We start from the raw sequence: 18,606 nt of genomic DNA, 5'->3' as shown, positions 1-18,606 counted from the left end.
TAAGAGGGGCGCAACTCAGCACCGCCAGATGAATTTAAATTTGCTTGTCATAATTCTTATTTACAATAAAGAATTAGGTGTTTGTTCAGATAATTGGAATATTTCTTTGCTACACTATAAATAGAGATTCAAGTTCTATGCTAGACACCAAAGCCTATCGCATTCTTAGATGGAGATGATTAATGGAGCAGTTTAATTTAGCCAATAACCCATGGCTGGCCTCATGGAATAATTTGACCAGTTCAGCCGATTGGGAAGTATTTAAAAGTGATTTTGTCAAAAAGTTTCAACATCTGATGCAGCTTAGCCAAGAGGGTAATCTTCCGGAATTACGTGACCGTCGTTTCCGTGATGCGGCTTGGGCCGAAAATCCGCAGCTTCATTTATTAGCGCATTTATATGTTTTATCATCTGAAACAGTAGAAAAAATGACGGCTAAGTTTGATCTACCTAAGCGTATGCAAGAGCGTTTACAGTTTTCGGTAGATCAGTGGTTAGCGGCGATTGCTCCTTCTAACTTCTTTAGTTTTAATGCCGAGGCCTTAAAGGCGTTCCAAGACACTTCCGGTGAGTCTCTACAAAAGGGGATGCAGAACTGGATGGATGACTTACGCAAGGGTCGCATGACGCAGACCGATGAGACGGCCTTTGAAGTGGGCGTGGACTTAGCGGTGACTGAGGGATCGGTGGTTTTTGAAAATAAATTTTTCCAGTTGATCCAATATCAGCCGAAGCTTGATCAGGTGTTTGAGACACCAATGCTGATAGTGCCACCATGCATTAATAAGTTCTACGTGATGGACTTGCAAAAGGATGAGTCGCTAGTGCAGTACTTGGTAGAGCAGGGCCATAATACCTATTTAATTTCTTGGCGCAATCCTTTATCAAGCGATGATGATGGCATCAGCGAGGCGACGTGGGATGACTATATTGAACACGGCATTTTAAAGGCCATGGAGGTGGTGCAGGCCATTAGCGCTCAACCCCAACTAAACGTGACAGCGTTTTGTGTGGGCGGCACAATGACGGCCACCGCAATCTCTGTGTTAAAAGCGCGTGGTGTTGATATTGTTAAGTCCTTAACCCTCTTAACCACCTTCCTGGATTTCTCTGAGACTGGTGTGTTGGATGTCTTTATTGATGAATCCATGGTGCTTAGAAATGAGCTTAAAATGGGCAAGGGTGGCTTAGCTTCGGCTGATATGCTAAATAGCACCTTCTCGTGGCTCAGACCCAATGAACTGGTTTGGAACTATGTGGTGAGTCGCTACTTTAAGGGTGAGGCGCCAGCAGCTTTTAATATTTTATATTGGAATGCTGATAGTACGAATTTACCTGGTCCTTTCTATGCCTGGTACTTACGTAATACCTATTTGGAAAATAACTTAGCCAAGCCAGATCATGCCGTGGTTTGCGGTGAAAAGGTTAACTTCGGTCGGATTGATATACCATCTTTTGTATACGCTTCCATCGCCGATCATATCGTGCCTTGGGATTCTGGTTTTGCATCGGCTAAGTTGATTTCTGGTCCAGTGCGTTTTGTCTTGGGTGCTTCTGGTCATATTGCTGGTGTGATTAATCCACCGCACAAGAATCGTCGCAACTACTGGGTTAATGAAAATACGCCTGACGATCTGAACCGTGCTCAAAGTGCTGGTGATTGGTTGGCAGAAGCTACTGAAAAGCCTGGTAGTTGGTGGCCTGCGTGGGCTGAGTGGTTGGCACAACAAGGCGGTCGCAAGATCCGTGCCCGCAAGACCATGGGTAGTCGCCAGTATCCGGTCATTGAGCCAGCACCAGGGCGTTATGTTAAGGTTAAAGCAATAAGTTAATAATGCCAATTTTAAGTTTTAATTAATGCATATCAGCATCTGATAAATAGCGCTAATCCTAGGCGCTGCCTCGCTTGGAGCTTAGGATTACCCTTATAGACAGTATGCTGATGTGCAGTTTACAGTTAACAAACATTGTCATGTAATCAAAAGGAGAGTGGCTTATGAGCTCAAAGAAAAGAATAGCCTATGTTACGGGTGGTATGGGTGGTATCGGTACAGCAATTTGTCGTCGTTTAGCCGATGACGGCTTTACCGTAGTTGCTGGTTGCGGCCCTACTCGTAATTTTCAAAAGTGGCTGGATGAGCAAAAAGCTGATGGTTATGAGTTTCATGCCTCCGCCGGTAACGTCGCTGACTGGGATTCCACTGTCAAGGCTTTTGAAAAGGTTCGTCAAGAAGTCGGTGAGATTGATGTACTTGTGAATAACGCCGGTATTACGCGTGATGGCGTCTTCCGTAAGATGTCCGTTGAGGATTGGACTGCGGTGATGGACACTAACCTAAACAGCTTATTTAATGTGACTAAGCAAGTAATTGAGCACATGTATGAGCAACGTTGGGGTCGCATTATTAATATCAGCTCGGTTAACGGTCAAAAGGGTCAGTTTGGTCAGACTAACTACTCTACCGCTAAAGCGGGTATTCACGGTTTCACAATGGCCTTGGCGCAGGAAGTGGCAAGTCGTGGTGTGACGGTTAATACCGTTTCTCCTGGTTATATCGGTACGGATATGGTGCGTGCGATTCGTCCTGAGATTTTAGAGCAGATCGTGGGTACCATCCCTGTGCGTCGCTTAGGTGAGCCTGAAGAGATTGCATCGATCGTTGGTTGGTTAGCTTCGGATGATGCTGGCTTCTCTACCGGTGCCGACTTCTCGCTTAACGGCGGTCTTCACATGAGCTAATCAGTAGGAATTTTAGCTAGTAGTATTAATATGTCAGAAATTAAGCAAGATAGTTCTCGTGTTATTAAAAAGTATCCTAATCGTCGTCTTTATGATACGCAGGCGAGTAGTTACATCACCTTAGCCGATGTGAGGGATTTGGTGGTTGCCTCAGAGCGCTTTACCGTGATTGATGCAAAAACCAATGAAGACATTACACGGAGCATCTTGCTACAAATTATTCTGGATCTTGAGAGTGCTGGTGTGCCGATGTTTAGCACCAACACTCTCAGACAGATTATCCGTTTTTACGGGCATGCCATGCAGGGTGTGATGGGTACCTACCTAGAGCAAAACATGCAGGCATTTACTGAAATTCAACAGCAATTGAGTCAGCAATATGAGGAGCTTTACCCGACTCAATTTAAGCCTGAGGCATGGGCTGATCTGATGTCCATGCAAAATCCTTTGATGAGTCGCATGATGAGTAGTTATGTGGAACAGACTAAGGATCTTTATCTCAATATGCAAGAACAGATGCAAAATCAAACCCAGCAGTTGCTAAAGGTGTTTAGTCCTGCTGCTTTTAATCAAGCCGCCGAGAGCAAAAAGAGCACGAAGAAGTCCAAGTAGTTAGCTTGCTATATAACCAAAGCCTTGATTAGTCAAGGCGGATAATTCCCGGTTTTTAGCCTTATCGTTGGGAACCTTGATTATGATCAATCCCAATTAAGCCCCCTAACTTTATAATTGAACTACGGGTGATATCACCCAGTTTTTAACGATTCAAGGGGGAATCTTATGAATAATTAACAATGGCTTTATTGGCCTGTGGTGCTTTTGGTTTTGTGGCTGCACCTGCGATGGCGCAACAAGCGGAGGGTGAACGCTATAAGCCGAATAATGAGTTGATTCAAGTGATCGAAGCTCACAAAGTGGAAAATCAGGCTGAAGTGGAATTGGGTAAAAAGCTTTGGTTTGATAATCGTCTATCTCGTTCTGGTTTTATCTCCTGTAACTCCTGTCATAACTTGATGTTAGGTGGTGCGGACCATTTAGTTAGCTCAGTGGGCGACTATTGGGCACAGGGTCCGATTAACTCACCTACCGTTTTAAACTCTAGTTTAAACTTTGTTCAGTTCTGGGATGGTCGTGCTAAGGACTTGCGTGAGCAGGCCGGTGGTCCGATTGAGAATCCTTTAGAAATGGGCTCTACTCACGACTTAGCAGTCAGTGTTTTAAAAACCATTCCTGGCTATGTAGAAGAGTTTAAAGCCGTGTATGGTGTTGATGAGATCACGATCGAAGAGGTGACGTCTGCTTTAGCAGCTTTTGAAGAAACCCTAGTAACACCTAATTCGCGTTTTGACCAGTGGTTGAGTGGCAAGGATGATGCCATTAGCGATCAGGAGCTAAATGGCTATCTACTATTTAAAAACAGCGGTTGTGTGGCCTGTCATAACGGTCCTAACTTAGGTGGTAACTCCTTCCAGCGCATGGGTCTAGTTGAGCCCTACGTGACTGATAACGAAGCTGCCGGTCGTGCTGGTGTTACTGGACAGGACGTTGACCGCATGAACTTTAAGGTACCTACCTTACGTAACGTTGAATTAACCTATCCGTACTTCCACGATGGTGCTGCTAGAACCTTGACAGAAGCAGTTGATATCATGGGTCGCTTACAGTTAGGTAAGAAATTTACGGATGAGGAAAATGCCGATATCGTTGCTTTCTTAAAAACCTTAACCGGTGATCAGCCTGAATTCACCATCCCTGTGTTACATCCTAATAGTGATGAAACACCGATTGGTCAGCCTTGGGCGCCACAAGAAGCTGAGAAAAATAGCTAAGCTTTAAAGCGCTTCTTGCACATAGAAAATAGGCCGTGGTTTTATTACTCACGGCCTATTCTGTTTTAACACCTTACTTCATTGAGATGGTCGTGTTGACACTGCGGTTATGCTGAGACCAACGCGCAGTCACTGTTTTCGTTTGGGTCCAGAAAGAGAATGCTTGCTTACCGTTAGGGCCTAAATCACCCAGTTTGGAACCACGTGAACCGGTAAAGCTGAACCAAGCCACTGGCACTGGAATAGGTACGTTAATACCCACTTGGCCCACATCGATATTGTTTTGGAAGTGTCTGGCCACACTGCCATCTTGCGTGAAAATAGCAACACCGTTACCGTTAGGGTTGTCGTTGATGAAAGCGATAGCCTCATCTAGGGTGTCGACATTGACAATCACTAGCACAGGACCAAAGATTTCCTCGTCATAAATACGCATACCCTTTTTGACATCGGTAAAGATAGTAGGGCCAACAAAATTACCCTTTTCATAGCCGGGAACGACGTAATTACGACCATCCAACACTAAGTTTGCGCCCTCATCCACACCGGATTGAATTAAGCCTTCAACACGCTGCTTCGCAGACGGCGATACGAGTGGACCTAAGTCGGCGCTGTTGTCGGTACCGACATTCACTTTTAAGGACTTTGTTTTTTCTACTAATTCATCTACCCATTCGCGCGTCTCACCCACCATCACCGCTACGGAGGTGGCCATACAACGTTGACCGGCAGCGCCGAAGGCTGCGCCAATTAATTGGTTAATTGCTACCTCTTTGTCGGAATCAGGCATGACCACGCAATGGTTTTTCGCGCCCATCATGGATTGACAACGCTTGCCATTATCAGAGGCACGACGATAGACCTCCGTACCCACATGGGTGGAGCCAATAAATGATACCGCTTTAATATCAGGGTGCTCACATAAACGCTGCGCCACCTCAGGACCACCGTGCACCACGTTGAGTACGCCTGGCGGTAAGCCGGATTCTAACGCCAATTCGGCGAGGAATAAAGAAGCGCTGGGATCCTGCTCAGATGGTTTTAAAATAAAGGTATTGCCGGCGGCCACGGCATACGGGAACATAAAGCAAGGTAGCATCACTGGGAAGTTAAAGGCGGTAATACCGGCGACCACCCCTAACGGCTGGATTAAGGTATACACATCCACACCGGTGGCGGCGTTTTCTGAATATTCACCCATTTGCATACTGGCCACCGAGCAAGCATGCTCAATGGCTTCTAAACCTCGACCCACTTCACCGATTGCATCTGGCAGGGTTTTGCCGTGTTCTTTGGTAATTAAGGCGGCTAATTTTTCTGTGTTATCACGTACTAACTCTTGAAGCTTAAGCATCACACGCATACGGCGATTAATACCGGTATTGCGCCATGTTTTGTAGGCCTCTTTGGCATTGGCAATGGCGGCATCAACCTCATCCAAAGTACATAAAGGCACTTTTGCTACCACTGACTGATCGGCTGGATTGAGTACATCCAAGTATTTGCCAGAGGTGGATTGAACTTTTTCACCATTCACTAATAATGGAATCGTAGGAATATTCGTCATTTAAGTCTCCTAATCTTATGTCAGTTTTTATCTAGACCCATTTTGAAGTGTCTAGCGGCAAATATCAATATAATAAATGCACAATCATTGTGCATATTTACATATATAAAGGAGGCGTGATGGATTGGGATGGGTTACGTTATTTTTTGGCGGTTGCCAGAACCTCAAAAATATCTGAGGCAGGTCGTCGTCTAGGGGTTGAACACACAACCGTCGCCCGCCGCATTCGCCAATTGGAGCAAGCGATGGGGACCGTGCTATTTGATAAGTCGCGGCGCTACGGTTATCTGTTGACAGAAGCGGGTCATCATTTATTGCAACATGCCGAGAAGATGGAGAGTGAGCTGTTGCATGCCCAGCAAAGCGTGAGTGTGTTGGAAGAGGACTTGACGGGTAATATTCGTGTGGCTGCCACCGAGGGCTTTGGTATTTATATGTTGACGCCGTTGGCGGTGGAGTTTCAGCATCAATACCCTAAGACCAGTCTGGATATTATGCCTTTTCAGCGTTTTGTCGATCAGTCCAGACGCGAAGCGGATATTTTTATCACCATTGATCGACCGATACGCGGTAATTATGTATATCGTCGTTTAAGTGATTATAAGTTGCGTCTCTATGCTACACCCCAGTATTTAAAACGTCATGCACCGATCCGTAGCATGCAGGATTTGGCCTCACATCGTTTTATTGATTATGTGGATGAATTTATTATCAGTGATGAGTTGAAGTATTTAAGCGATTTGGTACCTGCGGCTAATGTGATCTTTAAATCCAATAGCCTAGTGGCTCAGTTGCAAGCGTGTTTGGGTAGTATGGCCTTAGCCGTCTTGCCTTGCTTTATGGCTCATCAAAACCCGGCCTTGCAAGTCGTACTGCCCGATGAGATTGTAATTAAACGCAGTTTTTGGATGCTCTATCATGAGGATCTGCGTTTGCTTAAGCGCATCGAGCTGTTTTCTAATTTCTTAAAAAACAAGCTCGAACAGCGCCAAAGCTTGATGATGGGGGAGTGATCTTATTTAAAAACGACCGTGCGATGACCGTTTAATAAAATGCGATGCTCAATAAAGCTTTTTACCGCACGTGACAGCACCAGTGATTCAATATCACTCCCTACCTGCGCCAGACTTTCGGCACTGAGTCGGTGGTCAACACGCTGCACATCCTGCTCAATAATTGGTCCCTCATCCAAGTCCGAGGTCACATAGTGGGCGGTGGCACCGATAATCTTAACCCCACGTTGATGCGCCTGATGGTAGGGCTTAGCGCCTTTAAAGCTAGGTAAGAAGCTATGGTGAATATTAATCGCCTTGGCTTCAAGCTTGTTTGAGAGCTCCTCGGAGAGGATTTGCATATAGCGTGCTAAGACCACTAAATCCACCTCTAACTCAGTAACTAAGCGGAAAATCTCCGCCTCTTGCTCAGCACGGTTGTCATTACTCACAGGTAGGTAGTGGTAAGGAATATCATAGCTCTCAGCTAGTTTTTCGTAGTCACGGTGATTAGAAACAATGCCCACAATCTCCATATTTAATAAACCGCTATGAGTGCGGAATAATAAATCGTTGAGGCAATGGCCTTGTTTACTCACTAAAATTAATACGCGTGATTTTTTAGTGGTGGCATATAAGTTTAAATCCATATTAAAGCGCGCTTTAGCAGGTGCCAAGGCAGCTTCAATTTGCTCCTGCGTGATGCTAGCGGGTACACTAAAACGAATTCTTAAAAAGAATTGCTTGGTATCTTCGTCCCCATATTGTTGTGAGGTCAGAATATTACCCTCCAGCTCCAATAAGGTACCAGAGATGTTATAGACAATACCGACTTGGTCGGGACAAGAAATCGTTAAAATAAATTCGTGATGGTTACTCATTTTTAAGCTGATAATTGTTTTTGTAAAATTGTAGTTTATAAATGATTTGCGACTTCTTCAGCAATGGCGAGCGCAGCAGTTAAGCCGGGCGACTCAATGCCAAATAAATTCACTAAACCGCTGATACCATGTACTGCTTCCGTACTGATAATAAAATCGGCCGCCGTGTGACCTGCTGCACTTAATTTGGGTCTAATTCCGGTATAGGCGGGCTGTAGGCTACCCTCCTGAAGACTAGGCCAATAGCGTCTGACTGCCTCATAAAATATCCTTGCCTGTTCGGCTTCTACCTGGTAGTTTTCCTGCGCTTGCCAACATACATCGGGACCGAATTTAATTTGACCGCCTAAGTCTAGGGTTAAATGAATCCCCAGACCGTCTTTATCGGGCATAGGATAAATTAAATGCTTAAAGGGTGCTTTGCCCGTATAAGAGAAATAGCGCCCCTTGCAGTAATAATAAGCGGTGGGGATATACTGCTGCTCAAGACCACGGAACTGCTTTGCTAATTCAGTCGCATAAAGACCGGAGGCGTTGATTAAGTTAGCACAACTAAGTTGAGTTTGGCTAGTATCATCAAAAGAGCAGATAAAATGATTTGCCCCTTGGATGCTCAGCTGCTTGAGGGGGGTCTTAAGTACTAATTGAGCCCCTGCATGCTCAGCCTCAGCTAATAAGGCGAGCATCAAGGCATGACTATCAACGATGCCAGTGGAAGGCGAGAATAAAGCCAATTCGGCATGTAATTCCGGCTCTAGGGTGGCAATGTCTGAAGCTTGTAGGAGGACTAAATCATGTACGCCGGAAGCCTTGGCATTGTTTTTGATCGCCATTAATTGTGCAATTTCAGCGGCTTCCGTTGCCACTAATAACTTGCCTAGGCGTTGGTGGGGTATCTGTCTGCGCTCACAAAAGTCGTACAAAAGCGCTTTGCCTTTAATGCAAAGCTTGGCTTTTAGGCTATTAGGTGGGTAGTAGAGACCAGCGTGAATGACTTCTGAATTTCTTGAGCTGATACCACTGCCGAATTGGGCGGCGGCCTCAACGATCAATACCTCTTTGCCTTGTTGGGCCAGTGCACGGGCAATGGCTAAGCCGACCACACCGGCGCCTACCACAATACATTCAATATCTACCGAGCTACTCATTTAGCAAATCGACTGGTTGGCGTCAAATCAAAGGTACCGGCATGAAAGACCAAGGGTAGCTTATTGGTGTGCTCACAGCGTTCGACATAGCCGACCATAATAAGATGGTCACCGGCAGGGTGTTGCTGCTCACTGGCGCATTCGAAAATTGCAGCGCAGTACTTAGCAGACAAGAGCGGGGTATTGGTTTCACTCATTTCCCAGTCAATATCAGCAAAGCGGTCTGGCACCTTGGCGGTGGAAAATTGCATGGCTAAGTCAATTTGGTCATTTGCCAGTATATGAATGTTGTAATGCCTTGCATTTTTAAAAACCGGCAAATTATAAGAAGCTAAGCGTAAGCACCAAAGCACCAGCGGTGGCTCGAGTGAGACAGAGTTAAAGGAACTGACGGTTAAACCCACCGGCTTACCGGTATCAGGGTTGGTGGTGGTGACAATCGCCACCCCAGTCGCAAAACGACCGAGAGCGAGTCGAAAATCTTTATCAGTAAAATCAGCAGTACGTTTAGTAGACATAGTAAATTTGTTGCTTAACAAGGCATAAGTAGGCTAGGGAGCTAGCCGCGTCATAAGCCATTGGTCCTTGGCTTTACGATAGCATAGGCGATCGTGCATGCGTGAGGGGCGCCCTTGCCAGAATTCGAAGCTTGAGGGTACCACTAAATAGCCACCCCAATGCGGCGGTTTAGGTACGGCGTCCGGATAGCGTGCGACATACTCCTCAAAGCGTTGCTCCAAGGTCTTGCGCTCAACCACTTGGCTTTGCTGGGAAGCCCAAGCACCGATACGAGAACCATAAGGGCGGCTATTAAAATACTCGGTGGAATCGGCAACAGAGAGTTTATGCGCCTGTCCATTAATACGGACCTGTCGCTCCTGATTAATCCAGAAGAATAATAAGCTGACCTGTGGGTTATGGGCAATGGCTTGACCTTTGGCCGAATCATAATTAGTAAAGAAGATAAAGCCCTCCTCACTATAGCTTTTTAGGAGCACCATCCGTGCTTCCGGTTCACCCGCTGCATTTACCGTGGCTAAGGTCATGGCGTTCGCCTCAATCAAACCGTCTTGGCTAGCTAACTGAAACCAACGGTCAAAGAGTGCAAAGGGGTCGGATCCCGCATCCTGTTCTAATAATTCGAACTTTTCGTAGCGGTGGCGCATATCTGCTGTTGAGCCCATGATGTATTATCCAAAAAATAAGCCGGTAAACTAAATAAAAGCTAAAAGGCATTTTACACCTAAGTGCTTTTATCTTCAGCAAATAGGCAAGAATAGCGATGGAAGCATGGTGTGATTGGTAAAAAGCTGAGGCTAGCTTGAGCTGCTAGCTGTGTTGCAGTCGCTCACGAATCAGCTCACTCAGGTGATAGAGTGCATCATCTTGGATACCGGCCTTTTTGAGTGCAGTGGCAGTTTCTAAGACATACTCGGTACAAGGGCCGTAATGACCATGCGCTCCTAAGACCACATCAATGGTTTCATCAACGCTGAGATTACCGACATAGGAGTGATCGTCAGGATCCATCACAAAAGCGAGTGCTTTTACCGTGCCTTTAGCCGTTTCACAATTTAACCACATGGGCAGATAGGAGCTGTTAGGCATCTCACGCTGCCAGAGGCGGCGCATTTTATCCATGAGATTATCATTCGATAGTTTGTATACCGTGCCTTCACACACGCCCGACTCAGCCAGACCGAAAACTAAACCGGGGCGCTCCGGGGTGCCACGATTGACACTGGACCATAAGCAGAGCGAGCGATGATAGCCAAGCAGGGTGCCGCGACGGCTTTCAAGATACTCAAACTCCGGTCGCCATACGAGAGAGGCATAACCGAAGATCCAAATATCCTTGAGCTCATCTAGTTGGGCAAGGGTTTCATGTAGAGAGGCTTCTCGTTCCTCTTCGCTCCATAGGCGAAAGTTTTTGATGTGTAGTTCAGCCTTGGCTAAAATACTCGAACTTAAATCAATGTAGTTGCTATTCACGAATAAACTTAATAGAAAAGTTAAAATGCTTAGTTTAGATTTTAGTATAACATTAGCCTTGTTTATCAGCGTGATGGACTGATGTTTCACAGGGTGATTAGGAGAGCGATTTTGTCCCTACATGATTATGATCTAGCGCGTCGTTTTGGCGGTTTAAAGCGTTTATATGGTGAGTCAGCATTAGATATTATAGGCGCCAAATCGGTGATGGTGGTCGGTCTCGGGGGCGTTGGTTCTTGGGCTGCAGAGGCTTTAGCTCGTAGTGCTGTGGGTCGTTTAGTGTTGGTGGATTTGGATGTGGTGGCCGAGTCTAATATTAATCGCCAAATTCATGCACTTAGCAGTACCTTAGGTAAAAATAAAATTGAAGCCATGGCTGAGCGGCTTGATGAGATTAATCCCGAGCTGCAATTGCTGTTGATTGATGAGTTTATTGAGCCGGCCAATGCCCATCAGCTGATTGCTGAGGCGAGGGTGGATGCGGTGTTGGATTGTGCCGACCAGGTACAGGCAAAAATTACCATGACCTTGGTGTGTAGGGAGTTAGGTATTTATCATATGATGTGTGGTGGGGCCGGCGGCAAGCAAAATAGTTTAGCCTTAAACTTCTCTGATCTGAGTCGAGCCCGCAATGATGCCTTATTAGCTAAAGTTCGTCAGCAATTGCGTAAGCATCATGGTTTTGCCAGGGGCAGTGATAGCCACGGGAGAGCACTTAAAAAGCTACCCGCTATGGGGGTACCATGCTTATGGATCGATGAACCGGCCCTGATGCCATGGCAAACTACCGTGGATAGCGCAGCGGGGGCACCACTTACTCAGGCGCCTCAGGGCTTGGCTTGTGCTGGCTACGGTTCATGCGTGACAGTCACGGCCGCCATGGGCTTAGCGGCGGCCAATCAGCTATTAAGGCATTTTTATACTTGATGCTGTTGTCGTAGCCGTGCTGCTAATTGACGCATGCCTTCAGAGGCGCCGCATTGGTAGAAGTTATCCGGGTGGCAAAACTGATTTTCTAAGCCTTTATCAATCACATAGAGTTCACAATGCGGAGGGATAAAGTCGATTAAACCAGCGGCTGGATAGACTTTCATGGAGGTACCGATGACCAGTAGTAGATCGGCGCTCGAGGCAATTTCCGCCGCTTCTTGCATGGCGGGTACCATTTCCCCAAACCATACAATATGCGGGCGTAATTGCACGCCACGCTCGTCCACATCACCGAGCTGTAAATCGTCCAGCCATTGGATAATGCCTGATTCTTCTGAATCGACTGGACGCACTTTACGCAGCTCACCGTGTAAATGCAGTACCTTGCTAGAGCCGGCACGCTCATGTAGGTCATCAACATTTTGCGTGATCACCTGCACATCAAAAATATCCTCCAAGTCGGCGAGGATTTTGTGAGCTGCATTTGGTTCTACGGTGTTAAGCTGCGCACGGCGTAAATTATAAAAACGCATCACCAGCTCAGGATCGCGATTGAAGGCATCAATGGTAGCCACATCCTCAACCCGATGTTCTTCCCAGAGACCGTCGGAATCTCTAAAGGTTTTTAAACCACTTTCAGCAGAAATCCCAGCACCTGATAAAACAACTAATTTCTTTTTTGACATTCATCCATCCCCTAAAATTTAATCATTTCTTTGCATGAAATCTTTAAGTGCTTGACCGGTGTGTGAGCGTTGATGTAATTTAATCAGCGTTTCTGGGGTGCCGGCCGCCACTAAGCGACCACCTTCGGTACCACCCTCTGGTCCTAAATCTAAAATCCAATCGGCTTCGGCCATAATATCTAAATTATGCTCAATGATGACGACTGTATTGCCTGCATCCACCAATCGATGAATGACTTGGATTAATTTTTTAACATCGGCCATGGATAAACCGACACTGGGTTCATCCAGCACATAAAGCGTATGTGGTGCCGAGGAGGCGCGACCACTCTTATGAATTCCCTCATCGAGTCTGGCCTTTAGTAATTCGCTCACTAGTTTAAGCCGTTGCGCTTCACCGCCAGAGAGGGTAGGCGAGGGCTGACCGAGGGTCAAATAGCCTAAACCCACATCCTGCAGTAGCTTTAAACCGCGATGGATTTTAGGATGTGCCGTAAAGAAATCAATCACCTCATCGACTTCTAACTTTAAAATATCCCCGATATTTTTATCTCGTACCTTAACGGCCAAGGTTTCAGGATTAAAGCGCTCACCGCCGCAGAGCTCACATGTTAGTTTAACATCTGGCAAAAAGCTCATTTCAATGGTGCGCATACCTTGTCCTTCACAGGCTGGGCAGCGACCCTCCCCGGTATTGAAGGAAAAACGTGAGGCATTCCAACCGTGTAATTTTGCTAGACGTGTTTCGGCAAATAAGCGTCGCACATCATCCCAAATGCCAATATAGGTTGCTGGGGTAGAACGAGGTGTTTTGCCAATGGGGGTTTGATCCACTTCAAGAATGCGTTCTAGCTTTTCCCAGCCGATAATTTCATCGCAGCCATGGTAGCTCGTGGTTGGCTCTTTTTGAGCAAGCTTTGTACGTAGATTCTGTAGTAACACATTGCGTGCTAGGGTTGATTTACCGGAACCGGATACCCCCGTTATCACACTGAGACGACCGATAGGTATTGCCGCATCAACGCCCTGTAAATTATGCAGGGTGGCATTTTTGATTTGCACCATGGGATGATCCTCTGGCACCTCACGTCGTGGCTGCATGGGGTGTTGCATCGGATGGCGTAAGAATTCACCTGTGAGTGAATGGGCTGCGTTTAAAATGTCCTCATAACTACCTTGAGCAATCACACGACCGCCACGGGTACCGGCACCTGGGCCCATATCAATAATATGCTGCGCCCGTTTAATGGTATCCTCATCATGCTCGACCACCACCAGGGTATTGCCATTACCTTCTAGATGAGTGAGCGCATTTAAAAGAATCTGATTGTCGCGTGGGTGCAGGCCGATAGTTGGTTCATCCAGTACATAGCAGACCCCCTGTAGATTCGATCCTAGTTGTGCTGCTAGGCGAATACGCTGTGCTTCACCGCCGGATAAGGTGGGTGCAGCGCGATCAAGGCTGAGGTAATTTAATCCCACATTGCGCATGAATCGCAGACGACTGCGAATTTCCTGCAACACGTCACGGGAAATTTGCTCTTCGCGCGCAGTTAATTTGAGCGCTAAAAAGAATTCCTCTAGCGCCTCTACCGAAAGCTCACTGAGTTTATGAATGGGTAGCTTTTGCCAAAGAATATTGCGCGCCACCTCATTGAGACGTGCTCCATGACAACTTGGGCAAACGCTATCCTCAGCTTCTGCTTCACGATTGAGCCAAGCCGTTTCTTCACCGCTTAACTCCTCATTAAAGCCTTTTAATTTTAAACCAGTACCGTAGCATGTCTCGCACCAACCATGTTTGGAATTATAGGAGAAAAGTCGCGGATCCGGTTCCGGGAAGCTGCGGGCGCAAGACGGGCAGGCACGTTTAATGGAAAAATGCTTTTGACTAAGATGTTCTGGCTTTAAGGGTTGCGCCGGGTCAAGCTCAAATAAAATACTTAATTGACCTTGACCATGGTGTAGTGCCGTATTGATGGCCTCACGTAGTTCCACTTCGTTTGCCGGATCCACAGTAATATCCAATACCGGGAGTTCAATCGTATGTTCTTTATTGCGATCCAGCCGTGGCCAAGGATTGACAGGAATAAATTCATTATCCACGCGTAGATGAGTGTAGCCTTTATTGTCCGCCCATTTAGCCAGATCCGTGTAATAACCCTTGCGTGCAATAATCAATGGCGCCATGATGCCGATACGCTGAGCCCGATGATGGCTCATGATATGGGCCATGATTTGTTCTGGGCTTTGAGGTTCCACCGGCACCTGACAACAAGGGCAATATTGTGTACCTAGTTTGACGTACAAAAGCCTTAAGAAATGATGAATTTCTGTCATGGTGCCGACGGTGGATTTATAACCACCGCGACTGGTTCTTTGTTCAATGGCTACCGTGGGCGCAATGCCGTAGATGGCATCGACCTCAGGTTGACCTGCCGGCTGTACAATTGAGCGGGCATAGGCATTTAGTGATTCCAGATAGCGGCGTTGACCCTCTTGGAACAGAATATCAAAAGCCAAGGTAGATTTACCGGAGCCAGATACCCCAGTGATCACGGTAAATTTATCGCGTGGGATAGTCACATCAATCCCTTTAAGATTGTGCTCGCGGGCATTCAGAATCTCAATGGCATGCTGGTTTTTTACGCGTTGGTGTACTTGACTATTTTCTTGATAAGCACGGCGCATACCAGGTTTGGAGGTAGTCACTGCGGCGTCTGTGAGTTCATGCTTTGGCTTGTTGCTTAGCGTTGTTAGTGAGTGCTTAGTGGTGTCAGCGCTGTGAACAATTTCCGCCTCATAGGCCGCCAGGGCCTGACCGGTATAGGATTCAGGCATGGTTTTGAGGGTCTCCGGTGTGCCTTGGGCCACGATGCGACCACCCTGTTCGCCCGCGCCCGGACCTAAGTCAATGACCCAGTCAGCAGCGCGTATTAAGTCCAAATTATGTTCGATAATAATTAATGAATGCCCAGCTGCCAACAGCTTTCTAAAGGCATGCATTAAACGTGCCACATCATCAAAGTGCAAGCCAGTGGTGGGCTCATCAAAGAGGAAAAGCGAGCCTTTTAGCGCGAGTTGCTTAGCGCGACTGCGACTACGGCTGCGCGCTGCCTCCGCCAAGTGTCCGGCTAATTTTAGGCGTTGCGCTTCACCCCCTGATAAAGTCGGTACCGGTTGCCCCAGTTTGACATACTCTAAACCCACATCAATTAAAGGTTGTAAGGCATTTTGTACATCTCTTAAGCCTTTAAAAAAGTTTAAGGCTTGGTGCACCGTCATTGCCAAGACCTCATCAATGGAGGCGGATTGACCTAAATGCTCAACCCGCACCTCACAGATCTCATCTCTAAAGCGCTTGCCATGGCAATCCGGACAGCGTAAATAAACATCCGACAGGAATTGCATTTCAATATGTTCAAAACCGGTGCCTTTACAGGTAGGGCAACGACCGTCACCACTATTGAAGCTGAAGGTACCGGCTTTATAACCCCGCTCAAGACTCAGCGGGGCATTGGCAAAGAGCTTACGAATGGCATCAAAGGCGCCAACATAGCTGGCTGGGTTGGAACGGGCCGTTTTACCGATGGGGCTTTGATCGACCATCACCACCGAGGCGATTTGTTCCGCACCTAAGAGATGACGGTATTCGCCCGGCGCTTCTGTGGGTTGAGCAAAATGCTTTAATAGGGCGGGGTAGAGTACATCCTGAATCAGGGTCGATTTGCCGGAACCGGATACGCCGGTGACACAGACTAAACGCCCTAGAGGAAAGGATACATCGATATTGTCCAAATTATTGGCCTTAACGCCCTCAAGCAGCAGTCGTGGTGTATTGGCACTGACCTTCATGGCTAAGGGCGATTCCACTCGCAGTACATCACCTAAATACTTACCGGTAATGGTGTCGGCCTGACGTAATTGCGCCGGCGTGCCGTCAAATACGATTTCACCACCGCGCTCACCTGGCCCCGGACCAATTTTCAGGATACGATCGGCCGCCACCATGACTTGGGGATCATGCTCAACCACGACTAAGGTATTACCAACATCGCGCAGGCGCTGCATGACTTCCACAATTCGACTCATATCGTGGGGGTGTAGACCGATCGAAGGCTCATCTAAGACAAAGAGGGTATTGACCAAGGAGGTGCCAAGCGCAGTCGTCAGATTAATACGCTGCACCTCACCCCCGGAAAGGGTCCGACTTTGGCGATCTAAGGATAAATAATCCAGGCCAACATCACACAGATATTGCAGTCGATGCCGTATTTCTTGCAGCACCAAATCACTCGCTTTATTGACTTCTTTATCAAAATACGAGCTATGAAAATAATCTCTTAAATGACCGATGGGCAATTGCATGAGATCATGAATTGCTAGACCAGGTAGCTGTGCTAGGGTTTCGTCAGACCAGCTGGCGCCGACTGGCATAAAACGCTTATAACGGCCTTCGGCATAATCATCTTGTTGGCCGTCGCCTAAACGCCATAAATTGGCCTCTGCTTTTAGGCGCGAGCCGTGACAAACCGGGCAGGGGGTGTAGCTTCTGAATTTGGATAACAGTATACGCACATGCATGCGATAGGACTTCGTCTCTAACCAGTCAAAAAAGCGCTGTATGCCGTACCATTGATGATCCCATGCGTTACGCTTGCCGCTCCATTCGGGGTCGCCTTCGATGACCCATTGCTTTTCAGCGGCATTTAACTCACGCCAAGGGACGTCGGTACGAATGCCCACGCGCTTGGCGTATTTCATCAGATCATCTTGCTGCTCTTTAAAACTCGGTGTCTGCCAAGGTCGAACCGCACCCTCGGCCAAGCTCAGACTTTCATCGGGTATTACGAGCCCGTAATCAATGCCCATGCTGCGACCAAAGCCGCGACAATGCTCACAGGCACCGATAGGCGAGTTAAAAGAGAAGGTACTTGCGAGCGGCTTATGGTAGGAAATATCACAGTGGGCGCAATGTAAATGCTGACTAAAAGGCCACACGAGTTGATCGCCACTATCCGTTTCTGCAAACACACGGCAAAAGCCTTGGCCATGCGTTAAGGCATGCTCCAAAGCCTCACTCACACGCTCACTTTCCGCTTTGGAAAAGCGGAATCGATCCTGTATCACATATTGTTTTTTCATTACTTGCAGCTTAGTTTTTTTACTTTTCTTATCGCTCACTTCACGAGTCACTTCCTCCTCGCTGTGAATGCGTGTATAACCTTGCTGCTCTAAAAAGCGCTTGACCTCCTCTGCGCTGAAATTGCTTGGCACTACAATAGGGAAGGTCACATACAGTCTAGGATCGCCATGTGCTTGGCTGAGTTCAGCTAGTTGTGCCTGGATTGATTGAATGGTGTCTTGCTGCACGGGGGCGGCACATTGGCGACAAAATAATTTCGCTGCATGCGCATACAGTAATTTAATATGATCATTAAGCTCTGTCATGGTCCCAACCGAACTGCGGGAGGTGCGTACTGGATTGGTCTGATCAATGGCAATGGCTGGCAAGATGCCCTCAATACGCTTTACCTGAGGCTTGTCCATGCGGTCTAAGAACTGACGCGCATAGGGTGAGAAAGTCTCTACGTATTTGCGTTGCCCCTCGGCATAGAGCGTATCAAAGGCTAAGGAACTTTTGCCAGAACCCGATACCCCCGTCAGCACGGTAATCTCGCCGGTCTTTATACTGAGATCAAGGTTCTTAAGATTATTTTGTTGAGCACCGAAAATACGAATGTGTGATGACATATGCTAATTAACTCACTATGCCCGTAGGGCTGATGGCCTATGGCGAAGATAGAATGCTGTGGGTATACGACTTAAACAGATGGCGGC

General features: G+C 47.1%; 14 protein-coding genes. 6 read left to right on the top strand and 8 right to left on the bottom strand.

Going from position 1 to position 18,606, the window contains the following annotated elements:
- The first annotated feature begins 182 nt into the window (after positions 1-182).
- The 4 genes from HMPREF3179_RS03315 (at position 183) to HMPREF3179_RS03300 (ending at position 4,569) form a co-directional block, all read left to right on the top strand.
- On the top strand, positions 183-1,832 hold the full coding sequence (locus HMPREF3179_RS03315; RefSeq protein WP_018026753.1) for a PHA/PHB synthase family protein: 1,650 nt from the start codon (positions 183-185) through the stop codon (positions 1,830-1,832).
- 164 nt (positions 1,833-1,996) lie between these two features.
- Positions 1,997-2,740: an acetoacetyl-CoA reductase gene (gene phbB / locus HMPREF3179_RS03310; RefSeq protein WP_018026754.1), complete on the top strand. Its 744-nt coding sequence runs from the start codon at positions 1,997-1,999 to the stop codon at positions 2,738-2,740.
- A 30-nt stretch (positions 2,741-2,770) separates the two neighbouring features.
- Positions 2,771-3,352 (top strand): polyhydroxyalkanoate synthesis repressor PhaR, encoded by a 582-nt coding sequence (gene phaR / locus HMPREF3179_RS03305; protein WP_070469713.1) that lies wholly within the window; start codon positions 2,771-2,773, stop codon positions 3,350-3,352.
- A 230-nt stretch (positions 3,353-3,582) separates the two neighbouring features.
- Positions 3,583-4,569, top strand: a complete 987-nt coding sequence (locus HMPREF3179_RS03300) for a cytochrome-c peroxidase (RefSeq protein ID WP_070469723.1) — start codon at positions 3,583-3,585, stop codon at positions 4,567-4,569.
- Positions 4,570-4,642: 73 nt separating this feature from the next.
- Here the strand turns inward: HMPREF3179_RS03300 and HMPREF3179_RS03295 are convergent, their stop codons facing one another.
- A complete protein-coding gene (locus tag HMPREF3179_RS03295) occupies positions 4,643-6,136 on the bottom strand; it encodes a CoA-acylating methylmalonate-semialdehyde dehydrogenase (RefSeq protein WP_070469712.1) in 1,494 nt (497 codons plus the stop codon).
- A 116-nt stretch (positions 6,137-6,252) separates the two neighbouring features.
- Here HMPREF3179_RS03295 and HMPREF3179_RS03290 point away from each other — a divergent pair, with 116 nt between their 5' ends.
- Positions 6,253-7,149: a LysR family transcriptional regulator gene (locus tag HMPREF3179_RS03290; protein WP_026156871.1), complete on the top strand. Its 897-nt coding sequence runs from the start codon at positions 6,253-6,255 to the stop codon at positions 7,147-7,149.
- 2 nt (positions 7,150-7,151) lie between these two features.
- Here HMPREF3179_RS03290 and purU read toward each other — a convergent pair whose 3' ends face one another.
- From purU to HMPREF3179_RS03265, 5 genes are all read right to left on the bottom strand, one after another.
- On the bottom strand, positions 7,152-8,009 hold the full coding sequence (gene purU / locus HMPREF3179_RS03285) for a formyltetrahydrofolate deformylase (protein WP_036558713.1): 858 nt from the start codon (positions 8,007-8,009) through the stop codon (positions 7,152-7,154).
- Between the two features lie 35 nt (positions 8,010-8,044).
- Entirely contained in the window at positions 8,045-9,157 is a 1,113-nt protein-coding gene (locus HMPREF3179_RS03280; protein WP_036558710.1) for an NAD(P)/FAD-dependent oxidoreductase, read from the bottom strand.
- The gene (locus tag HMPREF3179_RS03275) at positions 9,154-9,675 is read right to left on the bottom strand and encodes a flavin reductase family protein (protein WP_018026761.1); all 522 of its coding nucleotides are present in this window, start codon (positions 9,673-9,675) and stop codon (positions 9,154-9,156) included. The genes HMPREF3179_RS03280 and HMPREF3179_RS03275 overlap by 4 nt, the downstream gene beginning before the upstream one ends.
- Before the next feature lie 33 nt (positions 9,676-9,708).
- Positions 9,709-10,341 carry a pyridoxamine 5'-phosphate oxidase gene (gene pdxH / locus HMPREF3179_RS03270; protein ID WP_070469711.1) on the bottom strand — a complete coding sequence of 211 codons (633 nt, stop codon included), beginning with the start codon at positions 10,339-10,341 and terminating at the stop codon, positions 9,709-9,711.
- Between the two features lie 145 nt (positions 10,342-10,486).
- Positions 10,487-11,149 carry a gamma-glutamylcyclotransferase gene (locus HMPREF3179_RS03265; RefSeq protein ID WP_083290683.1) on the bottom strand — a complete coding sequence of 221 codons (663 nt, stop codon included), beginning with the start codon at positions 11,147-11,149 and terminating at the stop codon, positions 10,487-10,489.
- A 111-nt stretch (positions 11,150-11,260) separates the two neighbouring features.
- On the opposite strand from HMPREF3179_RS03265, the gene HMPREF3179_RS03260 reads away from it, so the two are divergent.
- Positions 11,261-12,076, top strand: coding sequence for a tRNA threonylcarbamoyladenosine dehydratase (locus tag HMPREF3179_RS03260; RefSeq protein ID WP_141743430.1), 816 nt, complete (start codon positions 11,261-11,263; stop codon positions 12,074-12,076).
- On the opposite strand, the gene HMPREF3179_RS03255 is transcribed toward HMPREF3179_RS03260, so the two are convergent.
- Both HMPREF3179_RS03255 and uvrA read right to left on the bottom strand, forming a co-directional pair.
- Positions 12,067-12,765, bottom strand: a complete 699-nt coding sequence (locus tag HMPREF3179_RS03255; protein ID WP_036558706.1) for an SIR2 family NAD-dependent protein deacylase — start codon at positions 12,763-12,765, stop codon at positions 12,067-12,069. The genes HMPREF3179_RS03260 and HMPREF3179_RS03255 overlap by 10 nt on opposite strands.
- Before the next feature lie 18 nt (positions 12,766-12,783).
- Complete coding sequence (gene uvrA / locus HMPREF3179_RS03250) at positions 12,784-18,519, bottom strand: excinuclease ABC subunit UvrA (protein ID WP_070469709.1); 5,736 nt, start codon at positions 18,517-18,519, stop codon at positions 12,784-12,786.
- Positions 18,520-18,606 lie beyond the last annotated feature (87 nt).

Origin of the sequence: Oligella sp. HMSC09E12, from assembly GCF_001808505.1 — a bacterium.
GTDB lineage: Bacteria > Pseudomonadota > Gammaproteobacteria > Burkholderiales > Burkholderiaceae_B > Oligella > Oligella urethralis.
The sequence above is the reverse complement of the archived record's forward strand: the minus strand, read 5'-3'. Positions and strand labels throughout refer to the sequence as shown.